The sequence below is a fragment of the Pantoea sp. SYBGC1 genome, from assembly GCF_057197005.1.
Genome location: NZ_JBXUNM010000017.1, coordinates 9,883 through 25,684 on the forward strand (window position 1 = coordinate 9,883; position 15,802 = coordinate 25,684).

Here is a 15,802-nt window from a genome sequence, read left to right on the forward strand (position 1 = left end):
TCACGATGGCTAAGACTATTAAAATTACACAAACCCGCAGTTCAATCGGCCGCCTGCCTAAGCACAAAGCCACTCTGATTGGCCTGGGTCTGCGTCGTATTGGTCACACCGTTGAGCGTGAAGACACGCCTGCTGTACGCGGTATGGTCAACGCGATTTCCTACATGCTGAAAGTGGAGGAGTAAGAGATGCGTTTAAACACTCTGTCTCCGGCCGAAGGGTCTAAACACGCTTCCAAGCGTCTGGGTCGTGGTATCGGTTCTGGCCTCGGCAAAACCGGCGGTCGTGGTCACAAAGGTCAGAACTCACGTTCTGGCGGTGGCGTACGTCGTGGTTTCGAGGGTGGTCAGATGCCTCTGTACCGTCGTCTGCCGAAGTTCGGCTTCACTTCACGCAAATCATTCGTGACGACTGAAGTTCGTCTGTCTGATCTGGCGAAAGTGGAAGGCGGTATTGTTGACCTGAACACGCTGAAAGCAGCCAACATCATCGGTGTTCAGATTGAATTCGCGAAAGTGATTCTGTCTGGTGAAGTTACTACACCGGTAACGATTCGTGGACTGCGTGTCACCAAAGGTGCTCGTGCTGCAATCGAAGCTGCTGGCGGTAAAATCGAGGAATAAGTAGCAGATGGCAAAGCAACCGGGATTAGATTTTCAAAGCGCCAAAGGGGGCTTTGGTGAACTGAAGCGCAGACTATTGTTTGTAATCGGTGCACTGATTGTCTTCCGCATTGGCTCTTTTATTCCAATCCCCGGTATCGATGCCACTGTACTTGCCAAACTGCTTGAGCAACAGCGTGGCACCATCATTGAAATGTTCAACATGTTCTCTGGTGGTGCTCTCAGTCGTGCCTCAATCTTCGCGCTGGGTATTATGCCGTATATTTCGGCCTCTATTATTATCCAGCTGCTGACGGTGGTTCATCCCGCCCTGGCAGAGATTAAGAAAGAGGGTGAGGCTGGCCGTCGTAAGATTAGCCAGTACACCCGCTACGGCACTCTGGTTCTGGCCATATTTCAGTCGATCGGTATCGCTACCGGTCTGCCGAATATGCCAGGAATGCAGGGCCTGGTGTTAAATCCGGGCTTCGCATTCTACTTTACCGCTGTTGTGAGTCTGGTTACCGGGACAATGTTCCTGATGTGGCTGGGCGAACAGATTACTGAACGAGGTATCGGTAACGGTATCTCAATCATTATCTTCGCAGGTATTGTTGCGGGTCTTCCGCCGGCCATTGGCCATACCATCGAGCAAGCGCGGCAAGGCGACCTGCACTTTCTTCTGTTGCTGTTGGTTGCAGTTCTTGTATTTGCAGTGACGTTCTTTGTTATTTTCGTTGAGCGTGGCCAGCGTCGTATCGTGGTCAACTACGCTAAGCGTCAGCAGGGGCGTCGTGTATATGCTGCACAGAGCACACATTTACCGTTGAAAGTGAATATGGCAGGTGTCATTCCAGCTATCTTCGCTTCCAGCATTATTCTGTTCCCGGCAACGATAGCATCCTGGTTCGGGAGCGGTAGTGGTTGGAACTGGCTGACAACAATTTCGCTGTATTTGCAGCCAGGACAGCCGCTTTATGTGCTACTCTATGCGACTGCAATCATCTTCTTCTGTTTCTTCTATACGGCGTTGGTGTTTAACCCGCGTGAAACAGCAGATAACCTGAAGAAGTCTGGTGCATTCGTACCGGGAATTCGTCCGGGAGAGCAAACGGCGAAGTATATCGATAAAGTTATGACACGACTCACCTTAATCGGTGCGCTGTATATTACTTTTATCTGCCTGATCCCGGAGTTCATGCGTGATGCCATGAAGGTTCCCTTCTACTTCGGCGGTACTTCACTGCTGATTGTAGTGGTCGTCATCATGGACTTTATGGCTCAAGTGCAAACTCTGATGATGTCTAGTCAGTATGAGTCTGCATTGAAAAAAGCTAACCTGAAAGGCTATGGCCGTTAATTCAGTAGCTTGAGAAGTTACGGAGAGTAAAAATGAAAGTTCGTGCTTCCGTCAAGAAATTATGTCGTAACTGCAAAATCATTCGTCGCGACGGTGTCGTACGTGTGATCTGCAGCGCCGAGCCTAAGCATAAACAGCGCCAGGGCTGATTAAGTCACATATTTTTCTTGCAAAGTCGGGTTGAGCTGGCTAGATTAGCCAGCCAATCTTTTGTATGTCGATGCGTTTCCATTTGAGTATCCTGAAAACGGGCTTTTCAGCATGGTTCGCATTTATTTAATTATAGGAGTGCATAGTGGCCCGTATAGCAGGCATTAACATTCCTGATCATAAACATACCGTTATCGCATTAACTTCGATCTTCGGTATCGGCAAAACTCGTTCCAAAGCTATCTGCGTTGAAACGGGCATTGCTGAAAATGTTAAGATCAGTGAGCTGTCTGAAGAACAGATTGATCAGCTGCGTGAAGCAGTTGGTAAATTCGTTGTTGAAGGTGATCTGCGCCGTGAAATCACCCTGAGCATCAAGCGTCTTATGGACCTTGGTTGCTACCGTGGTTTACGCCATCGTCGTGGTCTGCCGGTTCGCGGTCAGCGTACTAAGACCAACGCACGTACCCGTAAGGGTCCGCGTAAACCGATCAAGAAATAATCGGGGTGAGTAAATAATGGCAAAGGCACCAGTTCGTGCACGTAAGCGTGTAAGAAAACAAGTCTCAGATGGCGTGGCTCATGTCCATGCGTCTTTTAACAACACCATCGTAACCATTACCGATCGTCAGGGTAACGCGCTGGGTTGGGCAACCGCCGGTGGTTCCGGTTTCCGCGGTTCACGTAAATCTACTCCATTCGCTGCTCAGGTCGCTGCAGAGCGCTGTGCAGAAGCGGTAAAAGATTACGGTATTAAGAACCTGGAAGTTATGGTTAAGGGTCCAGGTCCAGGCCGCGAATCTACGATTCGTGCTCTGAACGCTGCTGGTTTCCGCATCACGAATATTACTGATGTGACTCCGATCCCTCACAACGGTTGTCGTCCGCCGAAAAAACGTCGCGTATAACGCCCCGTTTTTTAGGTTAGTTGGAGAAAGAAAATGGCAAGATATTTGGGTCCTAAGCTCAAGCTGAGCCGTCGCGAGGGTACCGACTTATTCCTTAAGTCTGGCGTTCGCGCGATTGATTCCAAGTGCAAAATTGAACAAGCCCCTGGTCAGCATGGTGCGCGTAAACCGCGTCTGTCTGATTACGGCGGTCAGTTACGTGAAAAGCAGAAAGTTCGTCGTATGTACGGCGTGCTGGAGCGTCAGTTCCGTAACTACTATAAAGAAGCAGCACGTCTGAAAGGCAACACTGGTGAAAACCTGTTAGCTCTGCTGGAAGGTCGTCTGGATAACGTAGTTTACCGTATGGGCTTTGGCGCCACTCGTGCAGAAGCACGTCAGCTGGTTAGCCACAAATCTATTCTGGTAAATGGCCGCGTTGTTAACATCGCTTCTTATCAGGTATCTCCGAATGATGTCGTAAGCATCCGTGAGAAAGCCAAAAAGCAATCTCGCGTGAAGGCCGCTCTGGAGCTGGCTGAGCAGCGTGAAAAGCCAACCTGGCTGGAAGTTGATGCGACCAAGATGGAAGGTGTGTTCAAGCGTATGCCTGAGCGTACTGATCTGTCTGCGGACATTAACGAACACCTGATCGTCGAGCTTTACTCTAAGTAAAGCTTAGTACCAAAGAGAGGACACAATGCAGGGTTCTGTGACAGAGTTTCTAAAACCGCGCCTGGTAGATATCGAGCAAGTGAGTTCGACGCACGCCAAGGTGACCCTTGAACCATTAGAGCGTGGCTTTGGCCATACTCTTGGTAACGCACTGCGCCGTATTCTGCTTTCTTCCATGCCGGGTTGCGCGGTGACCGAGGTTGAAATTGATGGCGTGCTGCACGAGTACTCCACCAAAGAGGGCGTTCAGGAAGATATCCTGGAAATCCTGCTCAACCTGAAAGGGCTGGCGGTAAGAGTTCAGGGTAAAGATGAAGTCATCCTTACTTTGAATAAATCTGGCATTGGCCCTGTGACTGCAGCCGACATCACCCATGATGGTGATGTCGAAATCGTCAAGCCGCAGCATGTGATCTGCCATCTGACCGATGAAAACGCATCTATTAGCATGCGCATCAAAGTTCAGCGTGGTCGTGGTTATGTGCCGGCGTCTGCCCGAATTCATTCGGAAGAAGATGAGCGCCCAATCGGCCGCCTGCTGGTCGACGCTTGCTACAGCCCTGTAGACCGTATCGCCTACAATGTTGAAGCAGCGCGTGTAGAGCAGCGCACCGACCTGGACAAGCTGGTCATCGAAATGGAAACCAACGGCACAATCGATCCTGAAGAGGCGATTCGTCGTGCGGCCACCATCCTGGCAGAACAACTGGAAGCTTTCGTTGATTTACGTGACGTACGTCAGCCGGAAGTGAAAGAAGAGAAACCAGAATTCGATCCGATCCTGCTGCGCCCTGTTGACGATCTGGAATTGACTGTCCGCTCTGCTAACTGCCTTAAGGCAGAAGCTATCCACTACATCGGTGATCTGGTACAGCGTACTGAGGTTGAGCTGCTTAAAACGCCTAACCTCGGTAAAAAATCTCTTACTGAGATTAAAGATGTGCTCGCTTCACGTGGTCTGTCTCTGGGCATGCGCCTGGAAAACTGGCCACCAGCAAGCATCGCTGATGAATAACCCGATCACAGGTTAAGGTTTCACTGAGAAGGATAAGGTCATGCGCCATCGTAAGAGTGGTCGTCAACTGAACCGCAACAGCAGCCATCGTCAGGCTATGTTCCGCAACATGGCTGGTTCTCTGGTTCGTCATGAGATCATCAAAACGACTCTGCCGAAAGCCAAAGAACTGCGTCGCGTAGTTGAGCCGCTGATTACTCTTGCCAAGACCGACAGCGTAGCTAATCGTCGTCTGGCATTCGCCCGCACTCGTGATAACGAGATCGTGGCAAAACTGTTTAACGAGCTGGGCCCGCGTTTCGCGAGCCGTGCCGGTGGTTACACTCGTATTCTGAAGTGTGGCTTCCGTGCTGGTGACAACGCTCCGATGGCTTACATCGAGCTGGTTGATCGTCCAGAAGCTCAAGCAGAAGCTGCTGCAGAGTAATCTGCAGTATCGTAGAAAACCCGCTCCGGCGGGTTTTTTATTGTCTGAAATTTGTCATCCGCTATGATTTCCTGAGTCATTGTCAGATATCGACAGGAGAGCGCTATGTGGTTAATCGATCAACTGGCTGAACAGCACATTCGTGAAGCTCAGGCAAAAGGCGAACTAAGCAATCTCCCCGGTGAGGGTGCGCCGTTACAGCTGGATGATGACAGCGCGGTTCCCCCTGAACTGCGTACCGCATATCGTCTGTTAAAGAATGCCGGCTATCTTCCGCCTGAGCTCGAAGCGCGGAAAGAGGCGCTTGAACTTCATAAGCTGCTGCAGACGCTTGAGGCAGAGGAACCTTCTCACGCTGAAATATCCCGGCGCCTCATACTCCTCGAAAATAAACTGCAGCAGGCTGGCCTGAGTACCGAATTTTTATACAGCCCTTATCGTGCTGATATTGCACAACGTCTTAAGCAGGGTGAATAGTATGTATCGCATTGGTCAACTCGCCCGGCTTGCGGAAGTGACGCCGGATACCATTCGCTTTTATGAAAAGCAGCAGCTGATGGAGCACAGGATGCGCACCGAAGGCGGCTTTCGACTTTACAGTGATAAGGATCTGCAGCGTCTGCGGTTTATTCGTTACGGACGTCAGCTTGGCTTCACTCTGGAAGCGATCCGGGGATTACTGTCTATCAGGATCGAACCCGATCATCACACCTGTCAGGAGTCGAAAGCGATCGTGGCCAGCAGGCTGGAAGAGGTTGATCATGTTATCGCTGAACTGCAGATCATTCAGCGCTCACTGCAGCGGCTGGCGCAAACCTGCTGTGGCGAGCAACACAGCTCCGCCTGTTGTTCTATCCTTGAAGCGCTGGAGACTGGGAACGATCCGCAGCCAGAAGCGTGCTGCGGTAAAGATTGCAACGCCGGACAGAAAGAGTAAAGTTACCTCCGAAATTTATCAGGAGAAAGGTATGAGTCACTATCAGCATCGCAAAGGGATCATCAATGATAATGCGCTGGAGGCGTTACTGCACGACCCGCTTTATCGTCAGCGGATCGAGCGTAACCAGAAAGGTAAGGGTAGCTATCGGCGTAAAGAGAAACATGCAAAGGGACAGCTGCGGGAGGCCAGCGATAAGCAACACTGTTTATCACTGGCCTTTTGCTATGACATAAAAAAAGCCGCCTGAGCCAGGCGGCTTTTTTGTCAGATCTTTGTATTCTGCTGCTTCAGCAAATCGCGGATTTCCGTCAGCAGCACTTCTTCGCTGGAAGGCTTCGGTGCCGGCTTCTCTACTTCTTTTTTGGTATAGAGTTTGTTCATTACTTTAATCGCCATGAAAATCGCGAATGCAATAATGACAAAATCAAATACGGTCTGGATAAAATTGCCATACTCCATTACGACAGCAGGAACATCACCCTCTGCCGGTTTCAGCACCCATCTGAACTGTTTAAAGTCCACGCCGCCAATCAGCAGGCCCAGCGGAGGCATGATGATATTCGCCACTAATGATGAAACAATTTTACCAAACGCAGCACCAATCACGACACCGACTGCCAGATCCACTACGTTGCCACGCATAGCGAAATCGCGAAACTCTTTGAATAAACTCATGGTTATCTCCCTTGCCTAAGCCAATCGCTAAAGTCTAACAAACCTTAGCGCATTTTCCATTATTGCAGCGCATTAAAGCGAGGCCGTGAAGGGAGATGCAGTCCAGCGATTATCAGAGGAAAAACGGGCTGGGCTGGAACAGTCGTTCTACATCCGGCACAAATTTTTTGTCTGTCAGAAACATGATTACATGATCACCCTGTTCGATTCTGACGTTTGCATTAGCAATAATTACCTCATCACCGCGCACGATGGCGCCAATCAGCGTGCCGGGCGGTAATTTAATATTCTCAATCTGCCGGCCAACCACACGTGACGTGCTCTCGTCGCCATGTGCAATCGCTTCAATCGCTTCTGCAATGCCGCGGCGCAGCGACGAAACGCCCACAATATCCGCCTTGCGCACATGGCTCAGCAGGGCAGAAATAGTGGCCTGCTGTGGTGAGATGGCAATATCTATTACGCTGCCCTGCACCAGGTCAACATAGGCGCGACGCTGTATCAGCACCATGACTTTTTTCGCCCCCATCTTTTTAGCCAGCATGGCTGACATAATGTTGGCTTCATCGTCATTGGTCACGGCAATAAAAAGATCAACCTGGTCCACATGCTCTTCAGCCAGCAACTCCTGATCGGAGGCGTCGCCATAAAATACGATGGTGTCCTGCAGGTTTTCTGCCAGTTCAGCGGCGCGCTGCTGATTACGCTCGATAAGTTTAACGCTGTAATGTTTTTCCAGCCGCTGCGCAAGACCAAAACCGATGTTGCCCCCGCCTACCAGCATGATGCGTTTGTAAGGCTTTTCCAGCCGCTGCATCTCGCTCATTACCGCGCGAACATGCTGGCTGGCAGCAATGAAGAACACTTCATCACCCGCTTCTACAATGGTTGATCCCTGCGGACGAATAGGGCGATCCTGACGAAAAATAGCTGCAACCCGCGTATCGATGTGCGGCATATGCTCGCGCATGATAGAGAGCGGATTGCCGACCAGCGGGCCGCCATAATAGGCTTTAACCACGGCAAGGCTTACTTTCCCTTCCGCAAAGTTGACCACCTGAAGGGCGCCAGGATACTGGATAAGACGATAGATATTGTCGATAACCAGCTGTTCAGGAGAGATTAAGTGGTCAATGGGCACCGCTTCCGGTGTAAACAATTTGTCGCCATCGCGCAGATAGTCCGCTGCACGAATACGCGCAATACGGTTTGGCGTGTTAAACAGCGAGTAAGCTACCTGACAGGCGATCATATTGGTTTCGTCCGAGCTGGTTACGGCAACCAGCATATCGGCATCTTCTGCGCCCGCTTCGCGCAGCACACGCGGATGAGAACCGTGGCCGTGAACAACGCGCAGGTCAAATTTGTCCTGCAACACGCGTAAACGTGAAGGGTCGCTGTCTACCACGGTGATGTCATTGTTTTCACCCACCAGATTCTCTGCCAGCGTACCGCCGACCTGACCGGCTCCGAGGATAATAATTTTCATCGCTCTGTTGCTCTCATTAGCGTGCGCCGCACTATTTTTTTATCAGCTTAGCGTAGAAAAAGCCGTCACCGCCGTCAGCGTGCGGAAAGACCTGCCAGCCATATTCATCTCCCTGCGGCAGTGGCACCGCGATGGCATCCTCATGGTCGGCAAGAAACGTGCGGATTTGCTCATGGTTCTCTTCCGGCAATACTGAACAGGTCGCATACAGCAGCGTGCCGCCTGATTTCAGACGTGGCCAGATGGCATCAAGGATTTCACGCTGCAGTGCTGCCAGCTCCGCAATATCCCGATCGCGGCGCAGCCATTTGATATCAGGATGGCGACGTATCACGCCGGTTGCAGAACAGGGCGCATCAAGCAGAATACGGTCAAATGTCAGATCGTTACACCAGGCCGCAGGGGTACGGCCATCGCCCTGACGCACCTCTGCAGTCATGTTCAGGCGCAGCAGGTTTTCCCGCACGCGGCTCAGGCGCTGCTCATCGATATCAACTGCCATCACACTGGCCTGCGGTGCCACTTCCAGGATATGTGTGGTTTTACCGCCCGGTGCTGCACAGAGATCCAGTATATGTTCGCCCGGCTGAGGTTCGAGCAGCAGTGCACAACGCTGCGCAGAAAGATCCTGAACCGTAACCCATCCCTGATCAAACCCCGGCAGCTGGCTTACAGGTGCCGGTGATTCCAGACGTACAGCATCCGGCGCATCGCCGCAGATGCCATTTTTATCCGCCTGATTCAGCAATGCCAGCCAGGCATCACGCGTATGATGCTGGCGATTGACGCGTAACCACATTGGCGGACGCTGATTGTTGGCCTCGGTAATCGCCTGCCACTGCTGCGGCCAGGCGTGCTGAAGGCGTTTCAGTAACCAGCCAGGATGCAGATAGCGTTGCGGTGCCTGATCCACTTCTGCCAGCAGGCTCTCCTGCTGACGCTGAAACTGGCGTAACACACCATTCAGCAGCCCTTTCAGGTTAGCCCGCTTAAGGACTTCTGCGCCGGCAACGGTTTCCGCCAGCGCGGCATGCGGCGGGATCCGCGTATAAAGCAGCTGATAAAGGCCAACCATAATCAGGTAGTGCAGCACGCGCTGTTTACCGGTTAACGGGCGCTCCATCAGCTTGCCGATCAGTGCTTCCAGCTGGGGTAATGTGCGCGTTACGCCAAAGCACAACTCCTGCAGCAGGGCGCCATCTTTGTCCGCCACGGTTTTTTGCGCGGCAGGAAGGATAGCGCTGAGCGATTCGCCTTTATCCACCACACGTTCGATCAGTTGCGCCGCCAGGCTGCGCAGGTTAGTCGCTTTTTTCATAGTATTTCATCAGGCAATTGGGCCCGGCGCGAGCCGGGCGACAGGATCAGGCCAGAACGGTTCCGGGAGTGAACCATTCGCGACGTGAATTGAGCAGGTCCTGAGCTGACATAGGTTTTTTGCCAGCTGGCTGCAGGGATAACAGGTTTAAAACACCATCTGCGGTTGCGATCTGAATGCCCTGTTTATCGGCGTGCAGGATTTCGCCCGGCTGTTTATCCTGATGCGGCAGCACCGTTGCCTGCCAGACTTTTACCGGTTGATCATCGATAAGAAAATAGCTTACCGGCCAGGGGTTAAAGGCACGGATGCAGCGCTCAAGCTGCGCCGCCGGCAGCGTCCAGTCCAGCCGGGCTTCCTCTTTGCTGAGCTTTTCAGCGTAGGTCGCCAGAGCGTTGTCCTGGATTTCCGGCTGTGCGCGATTGGTCGCCAGCATATTCAGCGTCTGCAGCAGGCCCTGCGGCCCCAGTTCAGCCAGACGATCGTAAAGCGAAGCGCTGGTATCCTCCGGACCAATCGGGCAGTTGAGTTTGAGCAGCATATCGCCTGTGTCGAGGCCTGCATCCATCTGCATAATGGTCACACCGGTTTCGCTATCGCCAGCCCAGAGTGCACGCTGAATCGGCGCCGCGCCGCGCCAGCGTGGCAGCAGCGAGCCGTGAACGTTCACGCAACCGAGACGGGGCATTGAAAGCACTGCCTGTGGCAGGATCAGCCCGTAGGCCACGACGACCATGATATCTGCCTGCAGATCGGCTACCAGCTGCTGGTTCTCTTCCGGCCTGAGGGATTTGGGCTGAAAAACCGGTATACCGTGCGTCTGGGCTAACACTTTTACCGGGCCGGGAGTGAGTTTGTTGCCGCGTCCGGCAGGACGATCGGGCTGGGTAAAGACGCCGGTTACCTGATGCTCAGATGCAAGCAGCGCGTCAAGGTGACGCGCTGCAAAGTCAGGTGTACCGGCAAAAATAATTTTCAACGGTGCAGACACAATTTAGCCTTCTGTTCGCTCTCAGGATGCGCGGGTATTCTGGCGAGCCAGTTTTTCCAGTTTCTGTTTAATACGCTGGCGTTTCAGCGGTGACAGATAATCGATAAACAGTTTGCCGTCCAGATGGTCAATCTCATGCTGAATACAGATTGCCAGCAGGCCATCCGTTTCCAGTTCAAAGCTGTTACCGTCACGATCCAGCGCGCGAACTTTGACGCGCTCGGCGCGCGGCACAAATGCACGCTGTTCCGGAATAGAAAGGCAGCCTTCCTCGATACCGGTCTCGCCACTTTTTTCCAGCAGCTCCGGATTGATAAGCACCAGGCGCTCGTCTCGATTTTCAGAGACATCGATAACGATAATACGCTGGTGGATATCAACCTGTGTAGCCGCCAGACCGATGCCTTCTTCGGCATACATCGTTTCAAACATATCATCGACGATACGCTGAACCCCTGCGTCAACTGCTGCAACCGGTGCAGCAATTTTGCGAAGGCGATCGTCAGGAAAATGTAATACCTGCAAAACTGACATAAATATCCAGATCTATATGCGTTAAAGAAAAGATTACTGGTTCATATTGTAGACTTTTCAGGGCCCGATTGACAGCATTGCACGGCACAGACACGGCGGTCATGGAAGGCAAAATGGAAAAGCTGGAAAGAGTGCTCAGAGCAGCAAACGTACGGGGCCTGAGCGGTCACAAAGCGCACCGCTTTATGACGGCGTTAAAGGCTGCTGACAGAGTGGATGATGAGTGGCTGCGCGTTCAGGGAATGAGTGAACAACAGCGGCAGCACTACCTGACGCTGTGCCCGCGCCAGCGTGATAACACACTGGCGTGGCTGGAGCAGCCGCAGCATAGCCTGATTGACTGCACAGATGCTCGTTATCCGGAGCGGCTCAAAGAGACCGCGCGCTACCCGACCGCGCTGTTTGTCGCTGGCGATGCAGCAGCGCTTACTCAGCCTCAGCTTGCCGTGGTCGGCAGCCGCAACTGCTCACTTTACGGGAAAGAGTGGGGAGAGTGGTTTACGCAGCAGCTGGCTGTAAGTGGTCTGGCTATTACCAGCGGACTGGCGCGCGGTATTGATGGTATTGCGCATCGTGCCGCGCTGGCTGCCGGAGGAAAGACGCTGGCGGTACTGGGCAGTGGATTACAGTGTCTCTATCCAAAGCAGCATCAGGCGCTGGCCTGCGACATAATCAGCCACGGCGGTGCACTTATTTCTGAACTGCCGCTGACGTGTGCGCCACATGGCGTGAACTTCCCGCGACGTAACCGCATTATCAGTGGCTTAAGCTATGGCGTGCTGGTGGTAGAGGCGTCGCTGAAAAGCGGTTCGCTGGTGACGGCGCGTTATGCACTTGAGCAAAACCGCAATATTTATGCGCTGCCCGGTGCGCTGGGTAACGCCGGCAGTGAAGGCGTGCACTGGCTGATACAGCAGGGCGCACTGCTGGTTGCTCATCCCAATAATATTCTGGAGGATCTGTACTCTACGCTGCAGTGGCTGCCCGTAAACCAATCGGACACAATTTATTCACAACTCAGTGACGATGTTCCATTGCCATTTCTCAGCGCGTTGGCTAACGTAGGTGATGAGGTTACACCTGTTGACGTCGTCGCTGAACGTGCCGGCCAACCTGTGCCAGTCATCGCTGCACAATTGCTCGAACTGGAGTTAGCAGGATGGATCGCAGCTGTACCCGGCGGCTATGTCCGATTGAGGAGGGCATGCCATGTTCGACGTACTTATGTACTTGTTTGAAACCTATATTCATAACGAAGCTGAGATGCGCGTTGATCAGGATAAACTCACTGATGATCTAACCGACGCCGGTTTTCACCGTGAAGATATCTATAATGCGCTGAACTGGCTTGAACGGCTGGCGGATTACCAGGAGGGGCTGGTCGCACCGGTATTACTGGCAAACGATCCTCTCTCTATGCGTATCTACACTGAGGAAGAGAGCCAGCGTTTAGATGCAGAGTGTCGCGGTTTCGTGCTGTTCCTTGAGCAGATTCAGGTACTGAACATGGAAACGCGGGAAATGGTTATCGAACGGGTCATGGCGCTTGATACGCTGGAGTTCGATCTGCAGGATCTGAAATGGGTGGTGCTGATGGTGCTGTTTAATATTCCGGGATGCGAAAATGCCTATCAGCAAATGGAAGAACTGTTATTCGACGTCAATGAAGGTATGCTGCATTAATCTGTAATGAATACCCCGGGTAATATGAATAAATCAGCGCTGTTTAGCGTGCGCAAACAGGAACCCTGCCCCGCGTGCGGGGCAGAATTAGTCATACGTTCTGGCAAAACAGGCCCGTTTCTGGGCTGTAGTAACTATCCCGCCTGCGACTATATCCGGCCGATGAAAAATCAGGCGGATGGCCATATCGTTAAGGTGCTGGAAGGACATGCCTGCCCGCAGTGTGGTGCAGACAAAGTACTGCGTCAGGGGCGGTTTGGCATGTTTATCAGCTGCAGTGGTTATCCGGAGTGCCACTGTACGGAAGCCGTTGATAAACCTGACGTGACGTCTATTGCCTGTCCGCAGTGCGCCAGCGGTAAGCTGGTCCAGCGACGCTCGCGCTATGGCAAAACGTTTCACGCCTGCGATCGCTATCCTGAGTGTCAGTTTGCGATTAACGCTACGCCGGTTGACGGCACGTGTCCGCACTGCCAGTTCCCCTTACTAATAGAAAAGAAAACTGCACAGGGCGTCAGGCGTTTCTGCGCCAGTAAACGCTGCGGCAAGCCCGTTGTGCCAGATGAAGAGTAACCATGAACCAGTCTCAATCTATTCCAGGAAGCGCTGACTTCTGCATTGAACAGCTAAAGCAGCAGCGCGTAATCGCCTATCCCACCGAAGCCGTATTTGGCCTTGGCTGCGACCCTGACAGCGAACGTGCAGTGATGGCGCTGCTGCAGCTGAAACAACGTCCGGTCGAGAAAGGATTGATCCTCATTGCCGCTGACTATACCCAGCTGACGCCCTATATTGACGATGAGCAACTGACAGCGGAGCAGCGCGAACGTATGTTTGCCTCCTGGCCTGGTCCGGTAACCTGGGTGGTGCCGGCAAGATCCAGCACACCACGCTGGCTGACGGGGCGCTTCAATTCACTGGCAATCCGCGTCAGTAATCACTCTGACGTTCAGGCATTATGCCGTGGTTTTGGCAAACCGCTGGTCTCTACCAGCGCAAACCTGACCGGCATGCCGCCCTGTCGCACCGCTGCTGAAGTCACTGAGCAGTTTGGCGTTGCGTTTCCGGTGCTGCAGGCAGCCACCGGAGGACGTCTTAACCCTTCAGAGATCCGCGATGTACTCAGCGGTGAACTGATTCGCCAGGGCTGACAGATGGAAAACTTCGCCGTTTTTGGCCATCCGATTGCGCACAGTAAGTCCCCCTTTATTCATCGCGAATTTGCGCGGCAAACCGGTATAGCTCACAGCTATGGTCAAATCTGCGCGCCGCTGGATGCTTTTCCGCAGACGCTGCGCGCCTTTTTCGCTGCGACGGGGAGGGGGGCTAACGTGACCCTGCCGTTTAAACAGCAGGCGTGGTCGCTGGCTGACGCGCTGAGTGAGCGCGCCAGGCTATCTGGCGCAGTGAATACGCTACATAAGAGAAGTGATGGCTCGCTTTTCGGGGATAACACCGACGGGATCGGCCTGCTCAGCGATCTGCAAAGGCTGGAGATGATCCAGCCAGGCGATCGGATCCTGCTGGTCGGTGCAGGGGGGGCTGCGCGCGGTGTGATCCAGCCACTGCTTGCCGCCGGCTGCTCGCTGGTGGTGGTAAACCGCACCGCCAGCCGTGCTGAAGAGCTGGCGCAACAGTTTAGTCACTGCGGAGAGATCGAGGCAGTAAACTTTGCCCGGCTCAGTGCACAGGCTTTTGATCTGATTATCAATGCCACCTCCAGCGGTGTTGCAGGCGACATCCCACCTTTACCTGCCACGCTAATTGAGCGTGGGGTACGTTGCTATGACATGTTTTATCAGCCGGGCCTGACGCCTTTTCTTCTATGGTGCCAGCAGAAGGGCGCTGACGTCGTGGCGGATGGCACGGGCATGCTGGTGGGACAGGCTGCACACGCTTTTCATCTCTGGCACGGTGTCATGCCGGAGATAACGCCGGTGATCGATACGTTAAAGCGAGCCATGCAGCCATGAATCAGGCGATTCATTTTCCTGAACGGGAATGCTGGGATCGGCAGCAGCAGGCAGTCATCTTTCCTGCTCTGGTCAATGGCATGGGAATCACCTGTGCTATTTCTCAGTCCGCGCTTCATGCACGTTTTGGTGAGGGAGAGGCGATGGCGCTGTTCTGCGCACATCGCTGGGATATAGAAGAGGAAGCTGAAAAGCTTATTCTGACGGACGCCATCAGCGATCAGGGCTGGGTCTGGCTCTCCTGATTCAGATAATCATCTTTCCATTTGACGTAATTGCCGGATGAGTAAAGCAGGCCGGCAATTTCAGCGTCAGTAAGCGGGCGAATCTGTTTCACCGGACTACCTAAATAGAGATAGCCGCTAACGAGACGCTTGCCGGGGGGGACCAGACTGCCCGCCCCGATCATGACATCCTCTTCAACGATGGCCCCGTCCAGTACGATTGAGCCCATGCCGACCAGCACGCGATCGCCGATAGTACAGCCATGCAGCATCGCCTTATGCCCGACCGTCACATCTTCGCCAATGAGTAAAGGATAACCCTGGGGATTGGTGGCTGACTTATGCGTGACGTGCAGAACGCTGCCATCCTGTATATTGCTTCTTTTACCAATGATGACGTGATTAACATCACCGCGGATCGCGACCAGCGGCCAGATACTGACATCATCATCTAACCGGACATCACCCACAACAACGCTGCTGCTATCTACCATGACACGCTCGCCGGTTTGCGGAAAAGAGTACTTATAGGGGCGCAGGGCTACAGACATGATCTTTCTCCTTTATCAATTATTCCCAGCGTGCAGCTAAATGCAGTGCTGAACAAGGTGAAATTTAACCGGATCGCTCGCGATCGCAGCGAAAAGAACAGAAACTCGCCACTCAGTAAAAAAGATCGAAAAAAGGGGTTGTGCAAAAAATTCGGATCCCTATAATGCGCCACCACTGAGACGGCAAAGCGGCAACGCAGACGGGCTCAGCAGGGCGTGAAGCGATTCACCCCGCCGGAGAAAAACGCTGAAAAAAGTGGTTGACTCCGGAAGAGGAAAGCGTAATATACGCCACCTCGCAGCAGACG

The 15,802-nt window shown here is 53.0% G+C and carries 24 protein-coding genes; 18 read left to right on the forward strand and 6 right to left on the reverse strand.

Going from position 1 to position 15,802, the window contains the following annotated elements; translation table 11 throughout:
* Nucleotides 1-5: 5 nt before the first annotated feature.
* From rpmD to AC2CF9_RS17835, 12 genes are all read left to right on the forward strand, one after another.
* Entirely contained in the window at nucleotides 6-185 is a 180-nt protein-coding gene (gene rpmD, locus AC2CF9_RS17780; RefSeq protein ID WP_039380794.1) for a 50S ribosomal protein L30, read from the forward strand.
* 3 nt (nucleotides 186-188) lie between these two features.
* The gene (gene rplO / locus AC2CF9_RS17785; protein ID WP_039380790.1) at nucleotides 189-623 is read left to right on the forward strand and encodes a 50S ribosomal protein L15; all 435 of its coding nucleotides are present in this window, start codon (nucleotides 189-191) and stop codon (nucleotides 621-623) included.
* 7 nt (nucleotides 624-630) lie between these two features.
* Nucleotides 631-1,962, forward strand: coding sequence for a preprotein translocase subunit SecY (gene secY, locus AC2CF9_RS17790; RefSeq protein ID WP_039380787.1), 1,332 nt, complete (start codon nucleotides 631-633; stop codon nucleotides 1,960-1,962).
* 32 nt (nucleotides 1,963-1,994) lie between these two features.
* The gene (gene rpmJ, locus AC2CF9_RS17795; protein WP_004160566.1) at nucleotides 1,995-2,111 is read left to right on the forward strand and encodes a 50S ribosomal protein L36; all 117 of its coding nucleotides are present in this window, start codon (nucleotides 1,995-1,997) and stop codon (nucleotides 2,109-2,111) included.
* A gap of 146 nt (nucleotides 2,112-2,257) precedes the next feature.
* The gene (rpsM, locus tag AC2CF9_RS17800) at nucleotides 2,258-2,614 is read left to right on the forward strand and encodes a 30S ribosomal protein S13 (protein ID WP_039380785.1); all 357 of its coding nucleotides are present in this window, start codon (nucleotides 2,258-2,260) and stop codon (nucleotides 2,612-2,614) included.
* Nucleotides 2,615-2,630: 16 nt separating this feature from the next.
* Nucleotides 2,631-3,020: a 30S ribosomal protein S11 gene (gene rpsK / locus AC2CF9_RS17805; RefSeq protein ID WP_004160563.1), complete on the forward strand. Its 390-nt coding sequence runs from the start codon at nucleotides 2,631-2,633 to the stop codon at nucleotides 3,018-3,020.
* Between the two features lie 33 nt (nucleotides 3,021-3,053).
* Nucleotides 3,054-3,674: a 30S ribosomal protein S4 gene (rpsD, locus tag AC2CF9_RS17810; protein ID WP_039380782.1), complete on the forward strand. Its 621-nt coding sequence runs from the start codon at nucleotides 3,054-3,056 to the stop codon at nucleotides 3,672-3,674.
* A gap of 25 nt (nucleotides 3,675-3,699) precedes the next feature.
* Complete coding sequence (locus AC2CF9_RS17815; RefSeq protein ID WP_007891688.1) at nucleotides 3,700-4,689, forward strand: DNA-directed RNA polymerase subunit alpha; 990 nt, start codon at nucleotides 3,700-3,702, stop codon at nucleotides 4,687-4,689.
* Between the two features lie 40 nt (nucleotides 4,690-4,729).
* A complete protein-coding gene (gene rplQ / locus AC2CF9_RS17820) occupies nucleotides 4,730-5,116 on the forward strand; it encodes a 50S ribosomal protein L17 (protein WP_003850180.1) in 387 nt (128 codons plus the stop codon).
* 105 nt (nucleotides 5,117-5,221) lie between these two features.
* A complete protein-coding gene (locus AC2CF9_RS17825) occupies nucleotides 5,222-5,593 on the forward strand; it encodes a DnaJ family domain-containing protein (RefSeq protein WP_484557576.1) in 372 nt (123 codons plus the stop codon).
* Between the two features lies 1 nt (nucleotide 5,594).
* Nucleotides 5,595-6,053, forward strand: a complete 459-nt coding sequence (gene zntR, locus AC2CF9_RS17830; protein ID WP_484557577.1) for a Zn(2+)-responsive transcriptional regulator — start codon at nucleotides 5,595-5,597, stop codon at nucleotides 6,051-6,053.
* Between the two features lie 31 nt (nucleotides 6,054-6,084).
* Nucleotides 6,085-6,303: an alternative ribosome-rescue factor A gene (locus AC2CF9_RS17835; protein ID WP_150018774.1), complete on the forward strand. Its 219-nt coding sequence runs from the start codon at nucleotides 6,085-6,087 to the stop codon at nucleotides 6,301-6,303.
* A gap of 17 nt (nucleotides 6,304-6,320) precedes the next feature.
* Here AC2CF9_RS17835 and mscL read toward each other — a convergent pair whose 3' ends face one another.
* The 5 genes from mscL to def all read right to left on the reverse strand — a co-directional run bounded on the left by mscL (nucleotide 6,321) and on the right by def (nucleotide 11,063).
* Nucleotides 6,321-6,731: a large-conductance mechanosensitive channel protein MscL gene (mscL, locus tag AC2CF9_RS17840; protein ID WP_039380768.1), complete on the reverse strand. Its 411-nt coding sequence runs from the start codon at nucleotides 6,729-6,731 to the stop codon at nucleotides 6,321-6,323.
* A 112-nt stretch (nucleotides 6,732-6,843) separates the two neighbouring features.
* Nucleotides 6,844-8,220 (reverse strand): Trk system potassium transporter TrkA, encoded by a 1,377-nt coding sequence (trkA, locus tag AC2CF9_RS17845; protein ID WP_150018773.1) that lies wholly within the window; start codon nucleotides 8,218-8,220, stop codon nucleotides 6,844-6,846.
* Between the two features lie 31 nt (nucleotides 8,221-8,251).
* Nucleotides 8,252-9,538, reverse strand: coding sequence for a 16S rRNA (cytosine(967)-C(5))-methyltransferase RsmB (gene rsmB, locus AC2CF9_RS17850; RefSeq protein WP_150018772.1), 1,287 nt, complete (start codon nucleotides 9,536-9,538; stop codon nucleotides 8,252-8,254).
* Between the two features lie 46 nt (nucleotides 9,539-9,584).
* The gene (gene fmt / locus AC2CF9_RS17855; protein WP_484557578.1) at nucleotides 9,585-10,529 is read right to left on the reverse strand and encodes a methionyl-tRNA formyltransferase; all 945 of its coding nucleotides are present in this window, start codon (nucleotides 10,527-10,529) and stop codon (nucleotides 9,585-9,587) included.
* 21 nt (nucleotides 10,530-10,550) lie between these two features.
* The gene (def, locus tag AC2CF9_RS17860; RefSeq protein WP_039380757.1) at nucleotides 10,551-11,063 is read right to left on the reverse strand and encodes a peptide deformylase; all 513 of its coding nucleotides are present in this window, start codon (nucleotides 11,061-11,063) and stop codon (nucleotides 10,551-10,553) included.
* Between the two features lie 113 nt (nucleotides 11,064-11,176).
* On the opposite strand from def, the gene dprA reads away from it, so the two are divergent.
* Genes dprA through AC2CF9_RS17890 form a run of 6 tightly spaced genes read left to right on the forward strand, consistent with a single transcriptional unit; the run spans nucleotide 11,177 to nucleotide 14,964 of the window.
* On the forward strand, nucleotides 11,177-12,301 hold the full coding sequence (gene dprA / locus AC2CF9_RS17865) for a DNA-protecting protein DprA (protein ID WP_484557579.1): 1,125 nt from the start codon (nucleotides 11,177-11,179) through the stop codon (nucleotides 12,299-12,301).
* Nucleotides 12,273-12,746 (forward strand): DUF494 family protein Smg, encoded by a 474-nt coding sequence (gene smg / locus AC2CF9_RS17870; protein WP_039380755.1) that lies wholly within the window; start codon nucleotides 12,273-12,275, stop codon nucleotides 12,744-12,746. Before dprA ends, smg begins: the two co-directional genes overlap by 29 nt.
* Nucleotides 12,747-12,770: 24 nt before the next feature.
* Nucleotides 12,771-13,319: a DNA topoisomerase family protein gene (locus AC2CF9_RS17875; protein WP_484557580.1), complete on the forward strand. Its 549-nt coding sequence runs from the start codon at nucleotides 12,771-12,773 to the stop codon at nucleotides 13,317-13,319.
* 2 nt (nucleotides 13,320-13,321) lie between these two features.
* A complete protein-coding gene (gene tsaC, locus AC2CF9_RS17880; RefSeq protein ID WP_094112088.1) occupies nucleotides 13,322-13,897 on the forward strand; it encodes an L-threonylcarbamoyladenylate synthase type 1 TsaC in 576 nt (191 codons plus the stop codon).
* Nucleotides 13,898-13,900: 3 nt separating this feature from the next.
* Nucleotides 13,901-14,719 (forward strand): shikimate dehydrogenase, encoded by an 819-nt coding sequence (aroE, locus tag AC2CF9_RS17885; protein WP_484557581.1) that lies wholly within the window; start codon nucleotides 13,901-13,903, stop codon nucleotides 14,717-14,719.
* Complete coding sequence (locus AC2CF9_RS17890; protein WP_484557582.1) at nucleotides 14,716-14,964, forward strand: DUF1488 family protein; 249 nt, start codon at nucleotides 14,716-14,718, stop codon at nucleotides 14,962-14,964. The genes aroE and AC2CF9_RS17890 overlap by 4 nt, the downstream gene beginning before the upstream one ends.
* Here the strand turns inward: AC2CF9_RS17890 and AC2CF9_RS17895 are convergent.
* Nucleotides 14,940-15,494 (reverse strand): gamma carbonic anhydrase family protein, encoded by a 555-nt coding sequence (locus AC2CF9_RS17895; protein WP_150018765.1) that lies wholly within the window; start codon nucleotides 15,492-15,494, stop codon nucleotides 14,940-14,942. The genes AC2CF9_RS17890 and AC2CF9_RS17895 overlap by 25 nt on opposite strands.
* Nucleotides 15,495-15,802: the final 308 nt, after the last annotated feature.

Bases quoted from the DNA above. Each gene is read 5' to 3' on its own strand.
- rpmD (WP_039380794.1), top strand. From the start codon at position 6: ATGGCTAAGACTATTAAAATTACACAAACCCGCAGTTCAATCGGCCGC.
- rplO (WP_039380790.1), top strand. From the start codon at position 189: ATGCGTTTAAACACTCTGTCTCCGGCCGAAGGGTCTAAACACGCTTCC.
- secY (WP_039380787.1), top strand. From the start codon at position 631: ATGGCAAAGCAACCGGGATTAGATTTTCAAAGCGCCAAAGGGGGCTTT.
- rpmJ (WP_004160566.1), top strand. From the start codon at position 1,995: ATGAAAGTTCGTGCTTCCGTCAAGAAATTATGTCGTAACTGCAAAATC.
- rpsK (WP_004160563.1), top strand. From the start codon at position 2,631: ATGGCAAAGGCACCAGTTCGTGCACGTAAGCGTGTAAGAAAACAAGTC.
- rpsD (WP_039380782.1), top strand. From the start codon at position 3,054: ATGGCAAGATATTTGGGTCCTAAGCTCAAGCTGAGCCGTCGCGAGGGT.
- AC2CF9_RS17815 (WP_007891688.1), top strand. From the start codon at position 3,700: ATGCAGGGTTCTGTGACAGAGTTTCTAAAACCGCGCCTGGTAGATATC.
- rplQ (WP_003850180.1), top strand. From the start codon at position 4,730: ATGCGCCATCGTAAGAGTGGTCGTCAACTGAACCGCAACAGCAGCCAT.
- AC2CF9_RS17825 (WP_484557576.1), top strand. From the start codon at position 5,222: ATGTGGTTAATCGATCAACTGGCTGAACAGCACATTCGTGAAGCTCAG.
- zntR (WP_484557577.1), top strand. From the start codon at position 5,595: ATGTATCGCATTGGTCAACTCGCCCGGCTTGCGGAAGTGACGCCGGAT.
- AC2CF9_RS17835 (WP_150018774.1), top strand. From the start codon at position 6,085: ATGAGTCACTATCAGCATCGCAAAGGGATCATCAATGATAATGCGCTG.
- mscL (WP_039380768.1), bottom strand. From the start codon at position 6,731: ATGAGTTTATTCAAAGAGTTTCGCGATTTCGCTATGCGTGGCAACGTA.
- trkA (WP_150018773.1), bottom strand. From the start codon at position 8,220: ATGAAAATTATTATCCTCGGAGCCGGTCAGGTCGGCGGTACGCTGGCA.
- rsmB (WP_150018772.1), bottom strand. From the start codon at position 9,538: ATGAAAAAAGCGACTAACCTGCGCAGCCTGGCGGCGCAACTGATCGAA.
- def (WP_039380757.1), bottom strand. From the start codon at position 11,063: ATGTCAGTTTTGCAGGTATTACATTTTCCTGACGATCGCCTTCGCAAA.
- dprA (WP_484557579.1), top strand. From the start codon at position 11,177: ATGGAAAAGCTGGAAAGAGTGCTCAGAGCAGCAAACGTACGGGGCCTG.
- smg (WP_039380755.1), top strand. From the start codon at position 12,273: ATGTTCGACGTACTTATGTACTTGTTTGAAACCTATATTCATAACGAA.
- AC2CF9_RS17875 (WP_484557580.1), top strand. From the start codon at position 12,771: ATGAATAAATCAGCGCTGTTTAGCGTGCGCAAACAGGAACCCTGCCCC.
- tsaC (WP_094112088.1), top strand. From the start codon at position 13,322: ATGAACCAGTCTCAATCTATTCCAGGAAGCGCTGACTTCTGCATTGAA.
- aroE (WP_484557581.1), top strand. From the start codon at position 13,901: ATGGAAAACTTCGCCGTTTTTGGCCATCCGATTGCGCACAGTAAGTCC.
- AC2CF9_RS17890 (WP_484557582.1), top strand. From the start codon at position 14,716: ATGAATCAGGCGATTCATTTTCCTGAACGGGAATGCTGGGATCGGCAG.
- AC2CF9_RS17895 (WP_150018765.1), bottom strand. From the start codon at position 15,494: ATGTCTGTAGCCCTGCGCCCCTATAAGTACTCTTTTCCGCAAACCGGC.